This window comes from Bacillus sp. FJAT-52991 (assembly GCF_037201805.1).
Lineage (GTDB): Bacteria > Bacillota > Bacilli > Bacillales > Domibacillaceae > Bacillus_CE > Bacillus_CE kandeliae.
This window is the reverse complement of record NZ_CP147404.1, coordinates 2,599,575-2,621,042: the sequence shown is the minus strand read 5'-3', so window position 1 is coordinate 2,621,042 and position 21,468 is coordinate 2,599,575. Positions and strand designations below refer to the sequence as shown.

The window sequence follows — 21,468 nt, the reverse complement described above, 5'->3', positions numbered from 1 at the left end:
TGTTTTGTTGAAAAAGTAGGGTGGAATCGCGATCAAAACCTCGTCCCTTCATTTATTGAAGGGGTGGGGTTTTTATTTTTTGGCTTTGTTTAACAATAATGTTGATTTGAATGATTTTTGACTCATTCGTGCAAAATGGCTACTTTGCACGCTTTCAGCGGACGCTGAAAGTGAATAGAACGAGAAGAAAACATGGAGAAAATGTATTTTCTCTTTCGTTTTCTTTTCGTCCTATTCAAATGAGTCAAAAATCAACACTACACTGTTTAACAGAGCTAATTTTTTACTAAAAAGAAGGAGCTGGAAATAATGTCTGATATGATGAAAATTACATTCCCTGATGGGTCCATCAAGGAGTTTTCTAAAGGAACAACGACAGAAGAAATTGCCCAATCCATTAGCCCAGGACTAAAAAAGAAAGCATTAGCTGGTAAAGTGAGTGGCCAATTATTTGATTTACGCACAGCAATCGAAGAAGATGGCAGTTTAGAAATTGTGACACCTGATCATAAAGATGCGTTAGAAATTTTACGTCACAGCACAGCGCATTTAATGGCTCAAGCGATTAAACGCATATATGGAGCAGAAAATGTGAAGTTAGGTGTCGGTCCAGTGATTGAAGGTGGATTTTATTATGATATCGACCTAGAGGAATCGATCACGCCAGAAGATTTACCGAAGATTGAAAAGGAAATGAAGAAAATTATTGGCGAAAACATTGAAGTCGTTCGCAAAGAAGTGAGCCGCAATGAAGCGCTGAAGTTTTATGAAGAAATTGGCGATGAATACAAAATTGAACTGATCGGTGCGATTCCTGAAGAAGAAACAGTGACAATGTATGAGCAAGGCGACTTTATCGATCTTTGCCGCGGCGTTCATGTTCCTTCAACAAACAAAATCAAAGAATTTAAGCTATTAAGCATTGCCGGAGCTTACTGGCGCGGAGACAGCAATAACAAAATGCTTCAACGTATTTACGGTACAGCGTTCTTTACAAAAGAAGAATTGAAACACCATTTGCAAATGCTTGAAGAGGCGAAAGAGCGTGACCATCGTAAAATTGGTAAAGAGTTAAACTTATTCATGACTTCACAAAAAATTGGGCAAGGGTTGCCAGTGTGGCTGCCAAAAGGAGCAACGATTCGCCGCATTGTTGAGCGCTATATTGTAGATAAAGAAGAAAGTCTTGGCTACAATCACGTCTATACACCGGTAATGGGAAGTATCGAGCTGTATAAAACAAGTGGTCACCTCGACCATTATCAAGACAGTATGTTCCCGGTGATGGAAATGGACAATGAGCAGCTATTCCTTCGTCCGATGAACTGTCCGCATCATATGATGATTTATAAAAACGGCATTCATTCATACCGTCAATTGCCGATCCGTATTGCGGAACTAGGCACGATGCATCGCTATGAAATGTCAGGTGCGCTTTCAGGATTACAGCGTGTACGCGGAATGACATTGAATGATGCTCATATTTTTGTCCGTCCAGATCAAATTAAAGAAGAGCTGAAGCGTGTAGTTGAATTAATTCTTGAAGTATACAAAGACTTTGATTTGAATGATTACTCTTTCCGTTTATCTTACCGCGACCCGGCGGATACAGAGAAATATTTCGATGACAATGAAATGTGGGAAAAAGCACAAGGCATGTTAAAAGAGGCAATGGATGAACTTGGACTTGATTACTACGAAGCAGAGGGAGAAGCGGCATTCTACGGTCCAAAACTGGATGTAATGGTGAAAACAGCGTTAGGTAAAGAGGAAACTTTATCTACAGCTCAGCTGGATTTCTTATTACCACAACGTTTTGATTTAACATACATCGGTGAAGATGGTAAACAGCATCGTCCGGTTGTTATTCACCGCGGTGTTGTATCAACAATGGAACGATTCGTTGCCTTCTTAATTGAAGAATACAAAGGGGCATTCCCAACTTGGTTATCACCAATCCAAGTACAAGTCATTCCAGTTTCTGCTGACGTTCATTTTGATTATGCAAAGGAAGTGCAAGAAAGTTTACGTGCAGCGGGCGTTCGTGCGGAACTTGATGATCGTGATGAAAAAATCGGTTACAAAATCCGTGAAGCACAAATTCAAAAAACACCTTACATGCTGGTTGTTGGTGATAAAGAAATTGAAACAAAGTCCGTCAATGTTCGTAAGTATGGAGAACAAAAATCAGAAACAATTGCTTTTGACGAATTCTTAGAAATGATTAAGAAAGAAGCGAAAAAAGGCTAATTCGAAAAAAATCCTTGATCTTTTGTTCAAGCTTTGTTAATATAATTTTTGTTGATCATAATGAATTGACGAAAGTGGTTCATTATGTTATAGTTACTAAGGTGAACAGAATACACAAGCAGAAGCACCCGCTTCTCACCTGATTGACGCGCCCAAGCAGTTGGCAGGTTTGAATGTAATGATTAATGGCCGGTTTATGGCTGTTTCAATGCGGGTATGCTTATGTACCCGCATTTTTTATTGCCTTTAAACAGTTGACGTTAATGTGTATTCGTAAATATACGTGTATTCTATTAAACCTTGGAGGTGGCTAATTATTAGCAAAGATATGTTTGTAAACGAGGGAATTCGTTCCCGTGAAGTCCGTCTCATTGACCAAAATGGCGAGCAGTTAGGAATTAAATCAAAATTCGATGCGCTCGAAATTGCTTCACGCGTTAATCTTGATCTTGTGCTTGTTGCTCCAAATGCGAAACCGCCAGTAGCTCGTATCATGGACTACGGAAAGTTTAAATTTGAACAGCAGAAGAAAGAGAAAGAAGCTCGTAAAAATCAAAAAATCATTAGTCTTAAAGAAGTTCGTCTTAGCCCGACGATTGAAGAGCATGATTTTAATACGAAACTTCGCAATGCCATCAAATTCCTTGAAAAAGGGGATAAAGTGAAAGCTTCGATCCGCTTCAAGGGACGTGCGATTACTCATAAGGAGATTGGACAACGCGTTCTTGAGCGTTTTTCAAAAGATTGTGAGGAAGTGGCTACTGTTGAGACTAAACCAAAAATGGATGGTCGCAGTATGTTCTTAATCTTAGCACCTAAAAACGAAAAGCAATAAGTTTGAGGAGGAATTACAAATGCCAAAAATGAAAACCCACCGCGGCTCAGCTAAGCGTTTCAAAAAAACAGGTTCTGGTAAATTAAAACGTTCTCATGGCTATACAAGTCACTTATTTGCCAACAAATCTACAAAACAGAAACGTAAGCTTCGCAAAGGAACTCTTGTATCTAAAGGCGATTTCAAACGCATTCGTCATATGTTAGACAATCTTAAGTAAGACTAGGAACCATTATAGGAGGGAAATATTATGCCACGCGTAAAAGGCGGAACAGTAACTCGCAGACGTCGTAAAAAAGTTCTTAAATTAGCAAAAGGTTTTTTCGGTGCTAAACACCGTTTATATAAAGTTGCCAACCAACAAGTAATGAAATCTTTACAATATGCTTACCGTGATCGTCGCCAGAAAAAACGTGACTTCCGTAAGCTTTGGATCACTCGTATCAATGCAGCAGCTCGCATGAACGGTCTTTCTTACAGCCGTTTAATGCACGGTTTAAAGCTTGCTGAAATCGAAGTGAACCGCAAAATGCTTGCTGACTTAGCAATTAGCGATGAAAAAGCATTTGCTCAACTTGCAGACGCTGCAAAAGCTCAATTAAACAAATAATAATCGACTAAAATCAGACCGCTTCAGCGTGTCTGATTTTTTATTGGATGAAAGCGAAGGATTCAGTAAAAGGTTCCCGCGATTCATCAAAAGAGGCTCCTGATTCCGTAAAAGAGCCTCGCGATCCAGTAAAAAAGGTTACTGACTCTGTAAAAACAAGAGCAGGCTCAGCAATCGGGCACACTAAATGAGTAAAAAGTACGGCAATTTCTGAAAAGTGAAATGTTTGATAAAATCGATCTAGGAGGAGGTCCAATTTGTTTATTTATTTTGTTCTCATCAATGTCCTTAGTTATGCGGTGATGGCAAACGATAAGAGGAAAGCAAAACGCGGAGCTTGGAGGACGAGTGAACTGACCTTATGGCTGTTAGCGTTCACTGGGGGAGCCGTTGGTAGCTGGGTAGCTATGCAGACGCATCGTCATAAAACGAAGCATGCTGCATTTAAATACGGTATGCCATTATTGGCGATCATCGACCTTGGTCTGCTAGCTTATTTTTCATAAGGGGTTTGTTAAACAATACCATTTAATATAACTTTCATAAAAATGAAACTAGAAAGGAATGATAAAGATGAATTTATCGAAACTATTTGATATGCAAAAGGCGCTTGATGGATATATTGAAAGAGAGCGTGGTTTAGAAAATGCCGATTTATTTGATCAAAAAGTGCTGGCATTACTTGTAGAAGTAGGGGAACTCGCCAATGAAACGCGCTGTTTTAAATTTTGGAGCCAGAAAGGACCAAGCGAACGCGAGGTGATTTTAGAAGAGTTTGTGGATGGTGTGCACTTTATTTTATCGCTTGGACTGAAGCTAAGCTTTGAGCCACAAGTGACGTTAGTTGAAACAAGTTCGGCACAGACGCAAACAGAACAGTTTCTTCATTTATATGAAACGATTCTTCAGTTTAAACAGGACAAGTCACTCAAGACGTATCAAAAGCTATTGAACGACTATTTTGCCCTGGGACGTTTGCTTGATTTTACTGCACAGGAAGTAGAAGAAGCTTATGTCGCTAAAAATGAAGTCAACTATCAACGCCAACAGCAAGGATATTAAACGGAAATTTTGAATATTTAAGCAAAATTGCGTATACTGAAAACGGATACATAATTTTTATAAAGGGGGTTTTTCCATGCCAAAAATGGACGAAACATTAATGATGCTGAAAGAACTGACAGATGCTAAGGGGATTCCCGGAAATGAGCGTGAAGTGCGCGCTGTCATGAAAAAATACATAGAGCCGCTTTCAGATGAAGTAACAACAGATCATTTAGGTAGCTTAATTGCCAAAAAAGCAGGCGATGAAAATGGACCAAAAATCATGGTGGCTGGTCACTTAGATGAAGTCGGCTTCATGATTACACAAATTGATGACAAAGGCTTCCTTCGTTTTCAAACAGTGGGCGGCTGGTGGAGTCAGGTCATGCTGGCTCAGCGCGTGACGATTGTAACGAGAAAAGGGGATGTCACTGGTATCATGGGCTCAAAGCCTCCACACATTTTATCACCAGAAGCCCGTAAAAAACCGGTAGAGATTAAAGATATGTTTATTGATATTGGGGCATCGAGCAAAGAAGAAGCGATGGAATGGGGCGTTCGTCCAGGGGACATGGTCGTACCTTACTTTGAATTCACCGTGATGAACAATGAAAAAATGTTGTTAGCGAAGGCATGGGACAACCGCATTGGTTGTGCGATTGCGATCGACGTCATGAAATATGTGAAGGATAAACAGCATAAAAATGTCGTGTATGGAGTAGGAACGGTACAAGAAGAAGTTGGGTTGCGCGGGGCTAAAACAGCAGCTCAAACGATTAAACCGGATATCGCTTTCGGTGTGGATGTCGGGATTGCTGGAGACACGCCAGGTATTTCTGAAAAAGAAGCGATGAGTAAAATGGGCAAAGGTCCACAAATTATTCTGTATGATGCATCGATGGTATCTCATAAAGGTCTTCGTGACTTTGTGACAGACGTGGCGGATGAACTGAACATCCCATACCAATTTGACTCAATGGCTGGTGGAGGCACTGATTCAGGCGCGATCCACGTCACAGCAGGTGGTGTTCCAAGTCTATCCGTAACGATTGCGACACGCTACATCCACTCGCATGCAGCGATGCTTCACCGCGATGACTATGAAAACGCCGTCAAACTTATCGGAGAAGTCATCCTTCGTCTAGACCGAGATACTGTTAATAAAATTACGTTTGACTAAGAAGAGCGGAAGGTGTTCTTCAGCGTGAAAAGCAAATTCATTTGCTTTTCACGCTTTTTTTATGAACTTATATCAAGGTTAGCACAATTATATTTGCTAAGTTCACGAAATAGATATAGTCAGATTCTATTAAAATATTTAAGGTTTGTTTGCCTTTTTGATATCATCAACAAAGATGGATGAAAACGGAAAAGGGGGATTTGTATTGGGGAATTCAATCGTTAAAGAACTGGTAACGAAAGAGGAAATAATGAGTGCTTATCCCGTAATGAATCAGCTTCGAACTCATTTAGATGAACAGATGTATCTTGATTTGGTATTAGAAGCACAGGGAAAAGATCAATACAAAATGTTTGTGTTATGTAGTGATGAAGAAATAGTTGCTGTCATTGGTTTTAAACCAATGATCACGCTTTATTATGGTCGCTTTGTTTGGGTGTGTGACTTAGTGACAGCTGCCGACCAGCGTTCTAAAGGCTATGGGGAGAAATTACTTACACATGTTCATGAATGGGCAAAAGCGCATCGTTATGAAAGCGTCGCATTATCTTCGGGTTTACAACGGATCGACGCTCACCGTTTTTACGAAGAAAAAATGAACTACGACAAAGTTAGTTTTGTGTTTAAACATACTTTGTCATAAAAAAAGGGGAAAATATGACATTAAAAAATCAACCGGTATTAAAGATCCCACAAACTATCCTTGAAAAGATCTCTACCATTGTATCTTTGCTGTTGCTTATGATTAACGTCATCTATTTATTCATTCAATGGGGAGATTTGTCGAATCAAGTGCCCATTCATTTTGGGATTACAGGAGAGGTTGATGGCTGGGGAAGCAAGGGAATGATTTGGTTTTTGCCAATTATAGCATCTCTTTTATGGGGCGGACTTACTTTATTAGAAAGAGTGCCTCATCTATACAATTATAGCGGTTTAACAGAAGAAAATGTGGAGTCTCAATATCGTAACTCGCGAATGATGCTCAATGTGATTAAAACGGAAATCATCATTTTCATGGTATTAGGAAGTTATCAAAGTGTACAAGTAGCTCATGGAAATAGCTTCGGTCTTGGTATATGGGAGCTTCCAATCTTTTTAGGTGTTATGTTCAGTACGATGGGATTTTTTATGTATAAGTCTTTCACATTAAAATAAACAAGCGATTCTCTGTAATGGAGAGTCGTTTTTTTATTAGGTTATTACCTATTTTTAAGAAAGGCAATCGCCCTCTTCGGATCAAATGCATAGGATGTTAATGGAAAGGGGAAGTTTTTAACTAAGATGGAAAGGAAGATTGCTTACAATGAATAATAACTTGGCAGTTATACCTCATGGAGTAGAACAAGATATAAGAGAGACAGATGAAAGAATTATTGGTCGTCCATTTGGGTTTGGATTCGGCAGACCAGGATTTGGTTTTGGAAGGCCGTTTGGGTTTGGATTTGGCAGACCAGGGTTTGGTTTTGGAAGGCCGTTTGGGTTTGGATTCGGTAGACCGTTTGGGTTTGGTCGTCCATTTGGCTTTGGTTTCGGCAGTCCATTTGGCTTTGGATTCGGAGCTCCGTTCTTAGGTGGGTTTGCTGGTGGATTGTTAGCTAGTTCGTTATATCCTCCTTATTATGGATACCCATATCCATACCCGTACTATGGATATGGATACGGAGGTTTTTATTAAGTCAAAAGAGACGAAAGAATATCAATAACATGTAAAGGAGGGAAGATTGCTATGTGGAATCAACGTTTTGATGAACAAGAACCTTTTGACAATATGGATGAGAGACAGCCGCCTTATTATTACCCGTACCCAAGGCCTAGACCATCATATTACCCGTACTATCCTTATCACTCATACTATCCGTACTATCCACACTACCCTTATCACCATCATCATCATCATTACCCACATTATCCGGGATATGGTTATGGTGGCTAGTAAAGCAAAACAAAACAAACCTGGCTATTAGATGAGTGTCTAGTGGCCAGTTACCTATGGAATAAATACATAAGCATAACACAAGTAAAAAAGGTGAAACTAATATTAAAAAGGAGTGATTTGTCATGAAAAATAATTATCCGATTGCTTCACTGAATGAATATCAACTAAAAAAGATCCAATCTTTAGAAAAAGAATTGCGTCATGAAATGGATGAAAACATTGTATTAGTTGCTTACGACGAAAGAGAAGACAAGTAAAAAAAGGGGAGGGAAGGAACTTATTTTTCGGATGATTAATACACTGATTAGAGAATCCGAAAAAGGAGTGAAATCATTATGAGTATGCCGTCCATCCCAAAGGAACCCCATCGTCCAGATAAAAATGAAGTTATTATTGATTTATTAGAATCGATTGCTCTTGAAGAAATTGCTTTATCTCACATCCTCAATGCGGAAGCGGAAAAAATTCAAGCTTTTGTCGGCGAGTGTTTGGACTTTCCAACGGATCCTAATAACCACGAGATCATCAAGTTTAATAAATCTGTTCAGAGTCTAATCGAAACCGTTGTCATGAAAGAATGGTTGTTGCTTAAAAAACTAGAAAGTGTGATGGAGTTGATTCCAATCCATCACAGCAAATGCCACTGCATGACATGTAAAGGTAAAGGGCACCATCCATGCTAGCTTGTGAAAAGCATCATGAGCACACATTTTCTCATGCGATGATTGTGGGTGATGAAGCCTTATCTGCTTTTGTATCAGCCTTGGTTTTATTAGCGAAAGCTGAACAATGTGTAGAGATAGAAAACGACGCGATAAAAGACTTAGCTACCTCGATTTGTGCAGAAATCGCTCAATTACAAAAAGTATTATTTAAAAAAAATAAACGTGTTCTCGCGTATTTTGAACAATCAGGCAAAGCGTATTTAAATTCCCCTTTAGAGCAGCCTGATACGTTAGGTGAGAGTATGTCTAAACTTTACCTGATCGTCAATTCTTTATCGCTCACAACGGAGGAACGAAAGGAACTATACGAGTTGTTAGAAGAAAATCAGCAGTGGTACAAAAAACGGCGAGCGTTATTTTCTTGTTCTCATCGGTTTAACAATGATCCAGCGACCACTTGGCTTTCCATTTACTGTCCTTTTATTGAGAAGGAGAAGCCTGCGCTATAAAAGCGCAGGTCCCATTTTTATTAAGCAGGTATTTACTGGTCACACGGTTTGAGATCTACTCGTTGATCTGGGTTAGATGAAGTAGGAGAAAGTATTACTGTGAATGGAGAGCCTCCAACTGGCGTAAAAGTGAATGTGATGACTTGGTTACCACTTAGGTCGTTCGCAATTGTTAAATGGAAGGTAGTAGGTACGCCATTAATTTCTCCGGCTCCATCTAGGTCGATTGTATTAGCATCTGGATCACATGCATTTATTTTTGTGACAAATCCATTAAATGTAAAGTCCTCCTCGTTAGGATCGTTTGCGTTAAAGTGCAGTAAAACTTCATTAAATTTAGGATTATCACAAGGATCACAGAAACGGAGACGTAGAGGATCAGCTTTTCCTTGAACATCTGAACCGGTTCTATTTGAGACAGCGCTAATGTCTCCTTGATTAAAGAAAGCAGAGCACGAACAGCCTGTTACAGGTGGTCCAGGAGGTTGCTCAGGAATTTCCAAAATCTGTTCCAATTTGAATAATAAGACTAATTCTTTCGCGATGACCTTTTCTAATGTTCTCTCTACACTTTTGTTAATGTCGATTAAATCTTGTACAGAAGGCGTGGATGTCATAGGGGGATTGAGGGTACCCACCACCTTTTGAATTTTTTCTGCTTCCGCATTGACGACGTGAGCAAGAGCAATTTCTTCTAATGCAACAGATGCTAACAATAAATTGATGGCGTCATTACGTTCGATAAATAAGTTACCCGATAAATCTGGTTTTGACATGTTTTTCATCCTTTCAAAATTTTTTGGTCTTACATCAGTACTATATTCGTTTGAAGAGAGAACGGACACGGACAAACAACCAAATTGAAAAGAACTTGTACAAATATTCTTCTGGTAATTGAATGAAGCGCGATCTCCTTCCCCTTTAATAACCAACACCCCCTACACGTGATCGTGTAGGGGGTGTTGTGATCTAATCATGTTCAGGAATCTTTGTGATTTCTTCTAATTTGAATAATAGTATCAACTCTTTGGCGATGACTTTTTTTAATGTGTTCTGCACACTTTTATTAATGTTGATTAAATCTTGTACAGAAGGCGGATGTGTGAGATGGGGAGGAAGGGTACCCACCACCTTTTGAATTTTTTCCGCTTCTGCATTTACTACGTGAGCGAGAGCCAGCTCCTCCAAGGCAACCGAAGCTAATAATAAATTGATCGCTTCCTGACGGCTTATATCTATATTACTTGGTAGTTCAGGTGCAGACATAACGTTTCATCCTTTCCTTTTTTATTGGGATACATCAACACTATATTCATGTGAAGAGCCAATGGAGACTCAAAGTTAATAGAATTTTATCGTCACATTCAAATTAAAAAACGATCCAGAGTAGTTGCTCTGAATCGTTTTTATCCTTTTTATTTCAATCCGTTTTCAAGGGTTTGTAGCATATGTTGTTTCTCTTGCGCGTCCGCGTGCTGCCAAAACACTTCAAATAGCACACCGAGACCTGGAAGCATTTTCTCTTCATTTCGCTGGATGGCATCAACAATCGTTTGCTCTAATTGCTGCTGGGAACTGCCAGTAACATTGTTTAAAACCGCTTCTCTTAAATTAAAGTTCATCAAAATCGCTCCTTTTCACCATTGTCCATATTACTTTCTCCTGTTCTTCCATTTAATATGCGAAAAAAATAAGCTATAATGAAACGAAAAAGCGAAAAGGGGGTCTGTCCCCTATAAAGGAGCGAAAGAAGTGAAGTTTATTCAATCAGCGAAAAATGCTCAGGTGAAGCAGTGGAAAAAGTTGCTTTTGAAGAAAGAGCGAGAGAAAACCGGACTTTATTTGGTGGAAGGGCTCCATTTGGTCGAGGAAGCTTTGAAGCATAAAGAAGAAATGGTGGAATTAATCGCTTCAGAAGATCTATCCTTACCGGCACATTGGAATGTCGATGGTGTGGAAATGACGATTATAACAGCGGAAATTGCGAAGGAGCTGGCGGATACGGAAACGAATCAAGGTGTGTTTGCGGTTTGTCGTAAACGCCAATTGCCTGACTCCTTATCGGGTCGTACGTATTTATTGATCGATGCTGTTCAAGACCCAGGAAATATTGGAACGATGATCCGTACAGCTGATGCAGCTAGTATCGATGGCGTGATTTTAGGGGCGGGCTGTGCCGATCCATATAATCCGAAAGTGCTTCGATCAGCACAAGGAAGTCATTTTCATGTACCTCTGATTCAAATGCCTCTAGATGAAGCGATTCAACAATTAAAAAATCAACAAATTCCGGTATTAGGCACGTCTTTACAGCGAGCGACTGATTATCGGGAAGCGGAAGTACAAGATTCCTTTGCTCTCCTTGTTGGTAATGAAGGCAGTGGTGTGAACGAGGCGCTGTTAGGAGAGACGACAAGCAATGTGTTTATTCCGATATACGGCAGCAGTGAATCGCTAAATGTGGCGGTTGCGGCTGGTATCTTGCTGTATCATTTTAAGCATTTATTGAAAAACGTTTGAACTTTTGAGTGAAAATGTACTATAATAAGAACAAATTATATAAGGCAAAAGGCAATGATAGAGAAGAGTAGTTTACGTTGTTTTTTTCAGGGAGAAAGTGCCGAAGACTGAAAGCACTTTTATGAAACGGTAAGCGAAGTTCACCTCTTGAGCTGGCATCAGGACCGTCATATGCGTAAAGATGCCCCGGTGAAGAACCGTTACATCAATGAAGTGAACATGTGTGATGCATGTTAATAAGGGTGGTACCGCGACCAAAGCCTCGTCCCTTTTCGGGAGACGGGGCTTTTTTGTGTTTACTATACCTAACCGCTTTTTGCCAAGAAAAAAAGGAGGAATTACACTGTGGAACAGCAATTAAAGCAATTACAAACAGAGGCGCTGACTCAAATTGAAACAGCCGCCGATTTAAAACAGCTGAATGACGTTCGTGTCGCTTATTTAGGAAAAAAGGGACCTGTGACAGAAGTATTGAAAGGCATGGGAAAATTATCAGCAGAAGAACGTCCGAAAATGGGGGCGCTCGCGAATGAGGTGCGCGGAGCAATTGCTTCAGCGATTGAAGCAAAGCAAACGACATTAGAGCAACAAGCCATTCAGGAACAACTAGCAAAGGAAACAGTGGATATTACGCTTCCAGGCCGCCCAGTAAAAACGGGTAATCATCATCCGCTGACACGAGTAGTAGAAGAAATTGAAGATTTATTTATTGGCATGGGGTATTCCGTGGCAGAAGGACCAGAAGTAGAAAAGGATTACTATAACTTTGAAGCGCTGAACCTTCCGAAAGGCCATCCAGCACGTGATATGCAGGATTCTTTCTATATTACAGAAGACATTTTGCTTCGTACACATACGTCTCCAGTTCAAGCGCGAACAATGGAAAAAAATACAGAAAAAGGCCCGGTTAAAATCATTTGTCCAGGAAAGGTCTTCCGCCGCGACAACGATGATGCGACACACTCCCATCAGTTTATGCAAATTGAAGGTCTTGCGGTCGATGAAAATATTAGCATGGGCGACCTAAAAGGCACGCTTGAAACATTTATGAAGAAAGTGTTTGGTGAGGATCGTGAAATTCGTTTGCGCCCAAGCTTCTTCCCGTTCACTGAGCCATCCGTTGAAGTCGATGTCAGCTGTATGTGCGGCGGCAAAGGCTGCAATATTTGTAAACATACTGGCTGGATTGAAGTGTTAGGAGCAGGCATGGTGCATCCGAACGTGCTTGAAATGGCTGGTTATGATTCTGAAAAATATACTGGCTTTGCTTTCGGAATTGGAGCGGAACGAATTGCGATGTTGAAATACGGCATCGATGATATTCGTCTTTTCTACACAGATGATCTTCGCTTTTTAAAACAATTTTCGGTACATGAATAATTAGGAGGGGAAAAAGAATATGTTCGTTTCATATAAATGGCTGAGTGAGTACGTTGATCTTGGCGGAATGCCAGCAAAAGAATTAGCAGAAAAAATTACCCGTAGCGGAATTGAAGTAGAAAGTGTTGAGCACCTTGGCGAAGGGATTAAAAATGTCGTCGTTGGTCATGTGCTTGAGCGTGAACAACATCCTAATGCGGATAAATTAAATAAATGTTTAGTCGATGTGGGTGAGGAAGAGCCTGTGCAAATTATTTGCGGAGCACCAAACGTCGATAAAGGACAAAAGGTTGTTGTAGCAAAAGTCGGAGCTGTTCTTCCTGGTAATTTTAAAATTAAAAAAGCGAAGCTACGCGGTGAAGCATCGCATGGGATGATTTGCTCGTTGCAAGAGCTGGGCATCGAAAGCAAGCTAGTGGCGAAAGAATTTGCAGAAGGAATTTTCGTCTTCCCGACTGATGTGACACCAGGTGAAGATGCCCTTCAACAACTAAATTTAGATGATGAAGTGTTAGAGCTTGGGTTAACGCCAAACCGCTCAGATTGCTTAAGCATGTTAGGGGTGGCTTATGAAGTAGCGGCGATTCTTAGCACAAACGTTAAGCTTCCTACGACTGAAGTGAGCGAAGTGAGTGAAAAGGCAGAGGATCATATCCAAATTCGTATTGATGCGAAGGAAGATAACCCAATGTATATCGCACGCGTCGTTAAAAATGTTAAAATCGCTCCATCTCCACTTTGGTTGCAAACACGACTAATGGCTGCCGGTATTCGTCCGCACAATAATGTGGTTGATATTACGAACTATATTTTATTAGAATACGGCCAACCACTTCATGCCTTTGATTATGATCGTCTAGGCTCAAAAGAAATCGTCGTTCGCCGTGCGAATGAAGGCGAAAAAATCGTCACACTTGATGATGCTGAGCGTACACTATCAGCTGAGCATTTAGTGATCACAAACGGCCAAGAGCCAGTAGCGATTGCTGGTGTGATGGGTGGAGCCAATTCTGAAGTGCAAGCAGATACAACGATGGTTCTGATCGAATCTGCGTATTTTGACGGCCAGCGTGTTCGCCAAGCGTCTAAAGATCATGGCCTCCGTTCAGAAGCGAGTGCTCGTTTTGAAAAAGGTGTCGATCCGAATCGTGTGCAAGCAGCCGCTGACCGTGCGGCTCAATTAATGGTGGAACTAGCTGGTGGAGAAGTACTTTCTGGCCGCGTCGTAGCAGGAGAAATGGCGGCAGAGCCGAAAGTCGTTTCGATCACAATGGAAAAATTGAATCGTGTCCTTGGTACAGAGTTACAAGTATCCGAGGTGGAAGATATTTTCCGTCGTTTGCAGTTTGAAGTGAAAACGGACAACGGTGAATTCATCGTGACAGTTCCTACTCGCCGCGGCGACATCACGATCCCTGAAGATTTAGTGGAAGAAGTGGCGCGTATGTATGGTTACGATCATTTGCCAACAACGCTGCCAACAGGCGAGTCCAAACCAGGCAGATTAACGGATTATCAATTAACACGCCGCGTCGTTCGCCGTTATTTAGAAGGGGCAGGCTTAAATCAAGCGATCACTTATTCTTTAACAAGCGAGAAAAAAGCGACACAATATGCATTAGAAACTCGTGAGCCGGTTGCTTTAGCGATGCCGATGAGTGAAGAGCGTGCATTCTTACGCTTAAGTCTTGTTCCTCAATTGCTTGAAGTGCTTGCTTATAACAATGCACGTCAAATCGACTCATTGGCTCTTTATGAAGCCGGTTCTGTTTTCTTAAAAGAAGCAGAGGGTGAATTGCCTTCTGAAGAAGAACATGTAGCTGGTGCCATCACGGGACTATGGGAAGAACATGCATGGCAAGGAGAAAAGAAAGCTGTCGACTTCTTCGTAGCTAAAGGAGTACTAGAAGGTCTATTTGCTCGACTTGGCTTAGAAAAACGCATCGCCTATAAAAAAGCAGAAATGGCTGGTATGCACCCAGGACGTACAGCTGCTATTGAATTAGATGGGCAGTTTATCGGATTTGTCGGTCAAGTGCATCCTCAGCAAGCGAAAGATCTCGATATTAAAGAAACATATGTCTTTGAATTGAAATTGAGCTTGCTGTCTGGAGCGAAAAAAGAGGCGGTTGCTTACGAGCCAATTCCACGCTTCCCATCGATTACTCGTGATATCGCACTTGTTGTTGATCGCCAAATAGAAGCCGGATCACTACAAGCGGTGATTCAAGAAGCGGGCGGCGAGTTGTTGAAAGGGGTTCGCGTATTTGACCTATATGAAGGGGAGCATATGGAACCAGGTAAGAAATCTGTTGCTTTCACATTAACATACTCAGATCCAGCGAAAACACTCACGGACGAAGAAGTGGTCAAAGTCCACAACGGTGTTCTCGAGGCATTAAAAGAAAAAGCTGGTGCAGAATTACGAAGCTAACCGAAAAAAGCACTTCCCCGTTGTATTGGTGGAAGTGCTTTTTCGTGTTAGTGCTGATCAAAGATAAGCATAGGAGACTAAAAGAATTCAGCTCCCGTCATATTTAGATTCGCTTGCTCAGTCGCTTCGCTTTTTCAGTATTGGCGAAATGCCGTTTGGTGAAGTGAAGGAGGGCCTCCTCGCCTTTTTCTTGAATGAGGCGGGCGGCAGCGACATCGACTTGACTGCCTGCTCCTTTTGGAATAGTAAAACCGGCTTCTTTACTCAGTTTGTCCATTTCTTTGACAAACGCGTAGCGAGCAATGATCGAAGCGGCGGCTACAGCGAGATGAACACTTTCTCCTTTTGTGCTGAAATAGACGTTTTTTTGGAAAATTCGTTTTTGTTCTTTTAAGTAACGGTAATACGTTGTTTTTTCAGCAAATTGGTCAATCAGCACAGCTTCTGGTCGGTCAGGTGAGACTTTTTCGTGTAGCTTGATGAGTGCTTGATTATGAAGCAATGCTTTAATTTTCCCTTGTGACATCCCTTGCATTTGCAGTTCATTGTATTTTTCATTTTTTAAAATGAGCAAACTATAAGGAACGGTTTTGACGATTTGCTTCGCTAGATTGATAATTTGCGAATCGGTTAAGTTTTTGGAGTCTTGGACACCGATCGCTTGGAGAGGGGCAATTTGCTCTTTTTTCACAAATGCCGCAACAACAGTAATGGGGCCGAAGTAATCGCCCGTTCCCACTTCATCGCTGCCAATCACTGACAGCGAGTGAAAGCCAGCTGGTAGTGTGTTCGCTGCTGTTTTCTTTTTTTTGCTTGGAGCGGCGGTTGTTTCACCACTCCAGCGGGCGGCTTCAGTACCAGCTCCCGTTCCTTGAAATAATACTTTGCCAGAGCGGTAGCCTGTGATGGAACAATTGGTCGTTTTCGCAGAGAATACAGCTCCCGTAGGTAATTTTCCAGTAGCACTCCCTGCGTAATGCTTCTTCATCTCTTCAAGAGTACGGTCAGTTACTTTTAATACAGTATGATTCAATTGGAACGCTCCTTTATGCTTTCGACTTTTCACGTAATAATACTCGTGGTATGATAACAGTTAGGATTCTTTAGAATGGAGGCCACTCAAATTGCAAGATAAAGAAAAAACTCGGATTACAGTAGAAATACATGGACATCATTATACTATTGTCGGTACAGAATCGAAAAGCCATATTCGTGAAGTGGCCAATATGGTAGACGAGAAAATGCGTGAGATTAGCGTAAAGAATCCAATGCTAGATTTAAATAAAATTGCTGTACTAACGGCTGTAAATACCATCCATGAGTATTTAAAGCTTCAAGAAGAAGTGGAACAGTTGAAAGAAGAACTAAAAAAATTAAAGGGTTGACTTCTATGATCGATATCATTTTATTTATATTTTTATTAGCAGGGATTGCGATAGGATTAAAACGCGGCTTTATTTTGCAAATATTCCATATGGTCAGTTCGATTGTTGCGGCCATTGTGGCGATTTTGATGCGCGAACAAGTGGCACCAAAGCTACAATGGATTCCGATGCCGCCGATTGAGGATACGCCCGTGTTTCAATATATCCCAACTCATTTTGAATCGTTTTATTATGGGACGATCGCTTTTATCTTGGTGTTTTTCGTTGTGAAAGTTGCGTTATCGCTCTTTGCTTCTTTCATCAATATCATCGCACAAATTCCTATTATAAAGGAAGTGAATAAAATTGGCGGAGGACTTCTTGGGTTTGCAGAAGTTTACCTCGTTTTGTTCGTTTTGCTTTATATTGGTGCCCTTTTTGCAGGGAATGGAGTACAAGATATGATTGCTCAATCAACGATTTCCAACTATATCCTTTATGATACGCCATATTTATCGGAAGCGTTAAGAACATTTGATCTAATGGGTTATGTGAACAACTTCTCTTTTTAGTAGAGAAGTTTTTATTTTATCTAGCTTTTCTGCTAGTATATAAGGAAGATAGTCATTTGGAAAGCATGGTGACAAATTATGATCAATAAGAAAGACATTATTCGTTTATTAGAGAAAATCGCGATATACATGGAACTAAAAGGCGATAATCCTTTTAAAATATCAGCGTTTCGCAAGGCGGCCGCTGCCTTAGAAAATGATGAAAGAAGTTTAACCGAAATTGATGATGTAACGAAGCTTGCGGGGATTGGGAAAGGGACCGCTGCGGTGATTGAAGAATATCGAGAAACCGGTCAATCGACCGTTTTAGAGGAGCTTCAAGAAGAGGTGCCAGCGGGCCTGATTCCGTTGCTGCAACTTCCGGGACTTGGTGGGAAGAAAATTGCCAAGCTATATAAGGAACTTCAAATTACCAATGTTGATGAATTAAAAGCGGCGTGTGAAAGCAATCTTGTCAGAGGTCTCGCTGGTTTTGGGGCAAAAACAGAAGAGAAGATTTTGGCTTCGATTGCTAAAGTAGGACAGCGACCAGAACGACTGCCGATTTCCTATATGTTAACCGTAGCTGAGTCGATTGAAGCAGAGCTAGCGTCCATTAGAGAAATTGCCAAGCTTTCTCGAGCAGGTAGTTTGCGTCGTCTACGGGAAACGATCAAGGATTTAGATTTTATCATCGCTACAAAAGAAGCCGCTACAGTGAAAGAGCAACTGTTGGAGTTATCAAGTATTAAAGAAATTATTGCTGGTGGAGATACAAAAGTATCAGTTGTTCTCGATGGGGAATGGGACGTTTCTGTTGATTTTCGAATCGTGACGGAAGCAGAATTTGCCTCTACTCTTCATCATTTCACTGGCTCGAAAGACCATAACGTTCGCATGCGTCAACTAGCGAAAGATCGCGGAGAGAAAATAAGTGAGTATGGGGTAGAAAATAACGAAACAGGTGAAACAAAAACGTTTCATTCTGAGGAGGATTTTTACCATCACTTTGGTTTGCCATGGATTCCGCCTGAAATTAGAGAGGATGGCACAGAGGTTGAACAATTCACAGAAGAAGGAAGCTTGCTGAGTGAGAAGCAGATGAAAGGCGACCTTCATATGCATACGACATGGTCAGATGGGGCCAATTCGATTGAAGAAATGATTGAGGCATGCCGGGCCAAAGGATATGAATATATGGCGATCACAGATCATTCTCGTTATTTAAAAGTAGCTAATGGGTTATCGATTGAACGGCTATTAAAGCAAAACGAAGAAATTCGACGTTTGAACGAGAAATATGATGATATTGAAATTTTATCAGGTATTGAAATGGATATTTTGCCAGATGGGACATTAGATTATAATGACGAGTTATTAAGCGAGCTCGATTTTGTGATTGCTTCGATTCATTCTAGTTTTTCCCAGCCGCGAGAGGTGATTATGGAACGTTTAAAAACGGCGTTAAGCAATCCACATGTTGATTTGATTGCTCACCCAACAGGCAGAATTATCGGTCGCCGAGATGGCTATGATGTGGATATGGAGATGCTGATTCAACTGGCGAAGGAAACGAACACAGCTCTTGAATTAAATGCGAATCCTCATCGACTGGATTTATGTGCTGAGCATCTTCGTCAAGCACAGGATGCCGGGGTAAAGGTGATGATCAATACGGATGCTCATGCGATCGAGCATCTCGATTTTATGGATATTGGTGTGAAAGCTGGACGAAAAGGATGGCTTCGTCCAGAAACGGTCATCAACACGTACAGTAAAGCAGATTTCTTAGCTTTTTTAAATAGATAATGGGAGGAAATTTTTTCCGTGAATAAAAAAGTATTAGCGACCCTTGAGTTTGACAAAATTAAGCAACAATTGGCTGAACACGCGGCGTCTTCGCTAGGGAGAGAGCAAGCAGAGTCTTTAATGCCGGCACTTGTTTATGAAGAAGTAGTTCGTCTGCAGGAAGAAACAGATGAAGCGGCTCAAGTTCTGCGGATGAAAGGGCATGCTCCTCTTGGCGGCATTTATAATGTTCGCCCACATGTGAAACGCTCGCAAATTGGTGGAATGCTCAACGGAATGGAATTTGTCCAAATTGCAAGCACGATCTATGCTGGTCGAATGATGAAAAATTTCATTACTGGATTGATCGAAGAGGGAGAACAATTACCTATTCTTGCCGAAAAGGAGGAAATGATTCCTGTCTTAACTCCGCTTGAGCATCGAATTAAGCATGCGGTCGATGAGCATGGAGGAGTATTAGATTCAGCCAGTGACGCCTTAAGACATATTCGTCAGCAATTGCGAGCGAATGAAAGCCGCATTCGCAGCAAGCTTGAAAGTCTGATTCGAGGAAAAAATGCACAAACGATGCTTTCGGATGCGATTATTACGATTCGGAACGATCGCTATGTTCTTCCGGTGAAGCAGGAATACCGTGGTCATTACGGTGGGATCGTTCATGATCAGTCTTCTTCCGGTCAAACGTTATTTGTTGAACCGGAATCTGTGGTGGAAATGAACAATCAAGTTCGTGAATTGAAACTAAAGGAAGCGTTAGAAATTGAACGGATTTTTACCGAGCTAACAGCGGAAGTGGAACTGCATGGATCAGAGTTATACCATTTAACAGGCTTGCTCGGTGAGTTAGACTTTATGTTTACGAAAGCAAAATATGGCAAGACGATTAAAGGCTCGAAGCCGAATGTGAATCCTAATGGTTACATTCGCTTGCATAAAGCGAGACATCCACTCTTGCCGATCGAGGAAGCGGTGCCGAGTGATATCGAGCTTGGAAAAGATTTTAACACGATTGTGATTACCGGACCAAACACAGGTGGGAAAACGGTGACATTAAAAACGGTCGGACTGACAACGTTAATGGCGCAAGCAGGACTGCCTATTCCGGCACTTGATGGTTCAGAAACGGCTGTCTTTCAGTCCGTGTTTGCTGATATTGGCGATGAGCAGTCGATTGAACAAAGCTTAAGTACATTCTCTTCCCATATGGTGAACATCGTCGATATTTTACAAGAAGTGGATCATGAAAGCTTAGTTCTCTTTGATGAATTAGGGGCAGGAACGGATCCTCAAGAAGGAGCGGCCCTTGCGATTTCCATCTTAGATAAAGTCCATCATCGCGGTGCTCGAGTCATTGCGACGACCCATTATCCAGAGTTAAAGGCTTATGGCTATAATCGTGCAGGGGTCATCAATGCGAGTGTGGAATTTAATGTAGAAACATTGAGCCCAACGTATCGATTATTAATTGGAGTACCAGGCCGAAGTAATGCCTTTGAAATCTCCAAACGTCTTGGATTAAATCTCGATATTATTGATCAAGCTCGGAGCTTAATTGGAGCAGATACGAACGAAGTCGATCAAATGATTGCCTCGCTTGAACAAAGTCGGAAAAAGGCGGAGGAAGAAGAGAAGGAAGCACACGACTATTTAAAGATGGCAGAAAAGCTTCATCAAGATATGCAAAAGCAAATGCAAAATTTTTATGCTCATGAAGAAGAATTGGCGGAAAAAGCTCGTGAAAAAGCGGCCGCTATTGTAGAACAAGCAAAAGCGGAAGCAGAAGAAGTGATTAAAGATTTACGTAAGCTGCAACTAGAACAGCGAGCGGGCATTAAAGAGCATGAATTGATCGAAGCGAAGCGCCGCCTGGAGGAAGCGATTCCAGAAGCCGCGAAGCCGAAAAAGAAAAAAGCCACTTCTACGCAACGCATCTTTAACCCAGGGGATGAAGTAAAGGTGTTAAGCTTTGGCCAAAAAGGTCACCTCATTGAAAAAAGTGGGGACAAGGAATGGCATGTCCAAATGGGGATCATGAAAATGAAGGTGGAGGAATCGGATTTAGAGTGGATCAAGTCAGAGAAAAAAGCCGAGCCGAAACCGATAGCGACTCTTCGTGGCAGAGATTTTCACGTCAGTCTCGAGCTTGACCTTCGAGGTGAGCGTTATGAAGATGCTCTGTTGAAAGTGGAGAAGTATATTGATGATGCCTTACTTGCTGGTTATTCTCGTGTGTCCATTATTCATGGCAAAGGGACCGGTGCTTTAAGAAAAGGTGTACAAGAATTTTTGAAAAATCATCGGTCTGTCAAACGAAGCCGTTTCGGTGAAGCTGGAGAGGGAGGCAGCGGTGTAACAGTTGTTGAGCTCAAGTAATGCAT

Annotated in this window: 24 protein-coding genes and 2 other annotated features; of the genes, 20 read left to right on the top strand and 4 right to left on the bottom strand. The window is 41.3% G+C overall.

What is annotated here, in order from left to right:
* The first annotated feature begins 309 nt into the window (after window positions 1-309).
* The 13 genes from thrS (at window position 310) to WDJ61_RS13450 (ending at window position 9,032) form a co-directional block, all read left to right on the top strand.
* Window positions 310-2,250, top strand: coding sequence for a threonine--tRNA ligase (thrS, locus tag WDJ61_RS13510; RefSeq protein ID WP_338750584.1), 1,941 nt, complete (start codon window positions 310-312; stop codon window positions 2,248-2,250).
* 110 nt (window positions 2,251-2,360) lie between these two features.
* Window positions 2,361-2,496 (top strand) — a sequence feature (ribosomal protein L20 leader region).
* A gap of 67 nt (window positions 2,497-2,563) precedes the next feature.
* Entirely contained in the window at window positions 2,564-3,085 is a 522-nt protein-coding gene (gene infC, locus WDJ61_RS13505) for a translation initiation factor IF-3 (RefSeq protein ID WP_338754799.1), read from the top strand.
* Window positions 3,086-3,104: 19 nt separating this feature from the next.
* Complete coding sequence (rpmI, locus tag WDJ61_RS13500) at window positions 3,105-3,305, top strand: 50S ribosomal protein L35 (protein WP_041097707.1); 201 nt, start codon at window positions 3,105-3,107, stop codon at window positions 3,303-3,305.
* Between the two features lie 30 nt (window positions 3,306-3,335).
* Window positions 3,336-3,695 carry a 50S ribosomal protein L20 gene (rplT, locus tag WDJ61_RS13495; protein WP_095477526.1) on the top strand — a complete coding sequence of 120 codons (360 nt, stop codon included), beginning with the start codon at window positions 3,336-3,338 and terminating at the stop codon, window positions 3,693-3,695.
* 257 nt (window positions 3,696-3,952) lie between these two features.
* On the top strand, window positions 3,953-4,201 hold the full coding sequence (locus WDJ61_RS13490) for a DUF1294 domain-containing protein (protein ID WP_338750565.1): 249 nt from the start codon (window positions 3,953-3,955) through the stop codon (window positions 4,199-4,201).
* A 67-nt stretch (window positions 4,202-4,268) separates the two neighbouring features.
* A complete protein-coding gene (locus WDJ61_RS13485; protein ID WP_338750563.1) occupies window positions 4,269-4,757 on the top strand; it encodes a dUTP diphosphatase in 489 nt (162 codons plus the stop codon).
* A 76-nt stretch (window positions 4,758-4,833) separates the two neighbouring features.
* Window positions 4,834-5,919, top strand: coding sequence for a M42 family metallopeptidase (locus tag WDJ61_RS13480; protein ID WP_338750562.1), 1,086 nt, complete (start codon window positions 4,834-4,836; stop codon window positions 5,917-5,919).
* Window positions 5,920-6,169: 250 nt separating this feature from the next.
* Window positions 6,170-6,562: a GNAT family N-acetyltransferase gene (locus WDJ61_RS13475; RefSeq protein ID WP_413789101.1), complete on the top strand. Its 393-nt coding sequence runs from the start codon at window positions 6,170-6,172 to the stop codon at window positions 6,560-6,562.
* A gap of 14 nt (window positions 6,563-6,576) precedes the next feature.
* Window positions 6,577-7,077: a DUF1648 domain-containing protein gene (locus WDJ61_RS13470; protein ID WP_338750558.1), complete on the top strand. Its 501-nt coding sequence runs from the start codon at window positions 6,577-6,579 to the stop codon at window positions 7,075-7,077.
* A 148-nt stretch (window positions 7,078-7,225) separates the two neighbouring features.
* Window positions 7,226-7,597 carry a hypothetical protein gene (locus tag WDJ61_RS13465; RefSeq protein ID WP_338750557.1) on the top strand — a complete coding sequence of 124 codons (372 nt, stop codon included), beginning with the start codon at window positions 7,226-7,228 and terminating at the stop codon, window positions 7,595-7,597.
* 383 nt (window positions 7,598-7,980) lie between these two features.
* Window positions 7,981-8,115 (top strand): hypothetical protein, encoded by a 135-nt coding sequence (locus WDJ61_RS13460; RefSeq protein ID WP_338750556.1) that lies wholly within the window; start codon window positions 7,981-7,983, stop codon window positions 8,113-8,115.
* A gap of 78 nt (window positions 8,116-8,193) precedes the next feature.
* Window positions 8,194-8,541 (top strand): hypothetical protein, encoded by a 348-nt coding sequence (locus WDJ61_RS13455; protein WP_338750555.1) that lies wholly within the window; start codon window positions 8,194-8,196, stop codon window positions 8,539-8,541.
* A complete protein-coding gene (locus tag WDJ61_RS13450; RefSeq protein ID WP_338750554.1) occupies window positions 8,535-9,032 on the top strand; it encodes a hypothetical protein in 498 nt (165 codons plus the stop codon). Before WDJ61_RS13455 ends, WDJ61_RS13450 begins: the two co-directional genes overlap by 7 nt.
* Before the next feature lie 32 nt (window positions 9,033-9,064).
* Here the strand turns inward: WDJ61_RS13450 and WDJ61_RS13445 are convergent, their stop codons facing one another.
* The 3 genes from WDJ61_RS13445 to sspI all read right to left on the bottom strand — a co-directional run bounded on the left by WDJ61_RS13445 (window position 9,065) and on the right by sspI (window position 10,654).
* Window positions 9,065-9,808, bottom strand: coding sequence for a hypothetical protein (locus WDJ61_RS13445; RefSeq protein WP_338750552.1), 744 nt, complete (start codon window positions 9,806-9,808; stop codon window positions 9,065-9,067).
* 193 nt (window positions 9,809-10,001) lie between these two features.
* Complete coding sequence (locus tag WDJ61_RS13440) at window positions 10,002-10,298, bottom strand: hypothetical protein (RefSeq protein ID WP_338750550.1); 297 nt, start codon at window positions 10,296-10,298, stop codon at window positions 10,002-10,004.
* 149 nt (window positions 10,299-10,447) lie between these two features.
* Window positions 10,448-10,654, bottom strand: coding sequence for a small acid-soluble spore protein SspI (sspI, locus tag WDJ61_RS13435; RefSeq protein WP_338750548.1), 207 nt, complete (start codon window positions 10,652-10,654; stop codon window positions 10,448-10,450).
* A gap of 130 nt (window positions 10,655-10,784) precedes the next feature.
* Here sspI and WDJ61_RS13430 point away from each other — a divergent pair, with 130 nt between their 5' ends.
* The 3 genes from WDJ61_RS13430 (at window position 10,785) to pheT (ending at window position 15,366) form a co-directional block, all read left to right on the top strand.
* Entirely contained in the window at window positions 10,785-11,552 is a 768-nt protein-coding gene (locus WDJ61_RS13430) for an RNA methyltransferase (RefSeq protein WP_338750546.1), read from the top strand.
* 45 nt (window positions 11,553-11,597) lie between these two features.
* Window positions 11,598-11,825: a binding site (T-box leader), on the top strand.
* Between the two features lie 72 nt (window positions 11,826-11,897).
* Entirely contained in the window at window positions 11,898-12,932 is a 1,035-nt protein-coding gene (gene pheS, locus WDJ61_RS13425) for a phenylalanine--tRNA ligase subunit alpha (protein ID WP_338750544.1), read from the top strand.
* A gap of 19 nt (window positions 12,933-12,951) precedes the next feature.
* The gene (pheT, locus tag WDJ61_RS13420) at window positions 12,952-15,366 is read left to right on the top strand and encodes a phenylalanine--tRNA ligase subunit beta (protein ID WP_338750542.1); all 2,415 of its coding nucleotides are present in this window, start codon (window positions 12,952-12,954) and stop codon (window positions 15,364-15,366) included.
* Between the two features lie 103 nt (window positions 15,367-15,469).
* Here the strand turns inward: pheT and rnhC are convergent, their stop codons facing one another.
* Window positions 15,470-16,399 (bottom strand): ribonuclease HIII, encoded by a 930-nt coding sequence (gene rnhC, locus WDJ61_RS13415; protein WP_338750540.1) that lies wholly within the window; start codon window positions 16,397-16,399, stop codon window positions 15,470-15,472.
* A 91-nt stretch (window positions 16,400-16,490) separates the two neighbouring features.
* On the opposite strand from rnhC, the gene zapA reads away from it, so the two are divergent.
* From zapA to WDJ61_RS13395, 4 genes are all read left to right on the top strand, one after another.
* Window positions 16,491-16,751 carry a cell division protein ZapA gene (zapA, locus tag WDJ61_RS13410; RefSeq protein ID WP_338750539.1) on the top strand — a complete coding sequence of 87 codons (261 nt, stop codon included), beginning with the start codon at window positions 16,491-16,493 and terminating at the stop codon, window positions 16,749-16,751.
* 5 nt (window positions 16,752-16,756) lie between these two features.
* On the top strand, window positions 16,757-17,302 hold the full coding sequence (locus WDJ61_RS13405; protein ID WP_338750538.1) for a CvpA family protein: 546 nt from the start codon (window positions 16,757-16,759) through the stop codon (window positions 17,300-17,302).
* A 78-nt stretch (window positions 17,303-17,380) separates the two neighbouring features.
* Entirely contained in the window at window positions 17,381-19,090 is a 1,710-nt protein-coding gene (polX, locus tag WDJ61_RS13400) for a DNA polymerase/3'-5' exonuclease PolX (protein ID WP_338750536.1), read from the top strand.
* 18 nt (window positions 19,091-19,108) lie between these two features.
* A complete protein-coding gene (locus tag WDJ61_RS13395; RefSeq protein WP_338750534.1) occupies window positions 19,109-21,463 on the top strand; it encodes an endonuclease MutS2 in 2,355 nt (784 codons plus the stop codon).
* The last annotated feature ends 5 nt before the right edge of the window (window positions 21,464-21,468 follow it).

Bases quoted from the DNA above. Each gene is read 5' to 3' on its own strand.
- thrS (WP_338750584.1), top strand. From the start codon at position 310: ATGTCTGATATGATGAAAATTACATTCCCTGATGGGTCCATCAAGGAG.
- rpmI (WP_041097707.1), top strand. From the start codon at position 3,105: ATGCCAAAAATGAAAACCCACCGCGGCTCAGCTAAGCGTTTCAAAAAA.
- rplT (WP_095477526.1), top strand. From the start codon at position 3,336: ATGCCACGCGTAAAAGGCGGAACAGTAACTCGCAGACGTCGTAAAAAA.
- WDJ61_RS13485 (WP_338750563.1), top strand. From the start codon at position 4,269: ATGAATTTATCGAAACTATTTGATATGCAAAAGGCGCTTGATGGATAT.
- WDJ61_RS13480 (WP_338750562.1), top strand. From the start codon at position 4,834: ATGCCAAAAATGGACGAAACATTAATGATGCTGAAAGAACTGACAGAT.
- WDJ61_RS13475 (WP_413789101.1), top strand. From the start codon at position 6,170: ATGAGTGCTTATCCCGTAATGAATCAGCTTCGAACTCATTTAGATGAA.
- WDJ61_RS13470 (WP_338750558.1), top strand. From the start codon at position 6,577: ATGACATTAAAAAATCAACCGGTATTAAAGATCCCACAAACTATCCTT.
- WDJ61_RS13465 (WP_338750557.1), top strand. From the start codon at position 7,226: ATGAATAATAACTTGGCAGTTATACCTCATGGAGTAGAACAAGATATA.
- WDJ61_RS13460 (WP_338750556.1), top strand. From the start codon at position 7,981: ATGAAAAATAATTATCCGATTGCTTCACTGAATGAATATCAACTAAAA.
- WDJ61_RS13455 (WP_338750555.1), top strand. From the start codon at position 8,194: ATGAGTATGCCGTCCATCCCAAAGGAACCCCATCGTCCAGATAAAAAT.
- WDJ61_RS13450 (WP_338750554.1), top strand. From the start codon at position 8,535: ATGCTAGCTTGTGAAAAGCATCATGAGCACACATTTTCTCATGCGATG.
- WDJ61_RS13445 (WP_338750552.1), bottom strand. From the start codon at position 9,808: ATGTCAAAACCAGATTTATCGGGTAACTTATTTATCGAACGTAATGAC.
- WDJ61_RS13440 (WP_338750550.1), bottom strand. From the start codon at position 10,298: ATGTCTGCACCTGAACTACCAAGTAATATAGATATAAGCCGTCAGGAA.
- sspI (WP_338750548.1), bottom strand. From the start codon at position 10,654: ATGAACTTTAATTTAAGAGAAGCGGTTTTAAACAATGTTACTGGCAGT.
- pheT (WP_338750542.1), top strand. From the start codon at position 12,952: ATGTTCGTTTCATATAAATGGCTGAGTGAGTACGTTGATCTTGGCGGA.
- WDJ61_RS13405 (WP_338750538.1), top strand. From the start codon at position 16,757: ATGATCGATATCATTTTATTTATATTTTTATTAGCAGGGATTGCGATA.
- polX (WP_338750536.1), top strand. From the start codon at position 17,381: ATGATCAATAAGAAAGACATTATTCGTTTATTAGAGAAAATCGCGATA.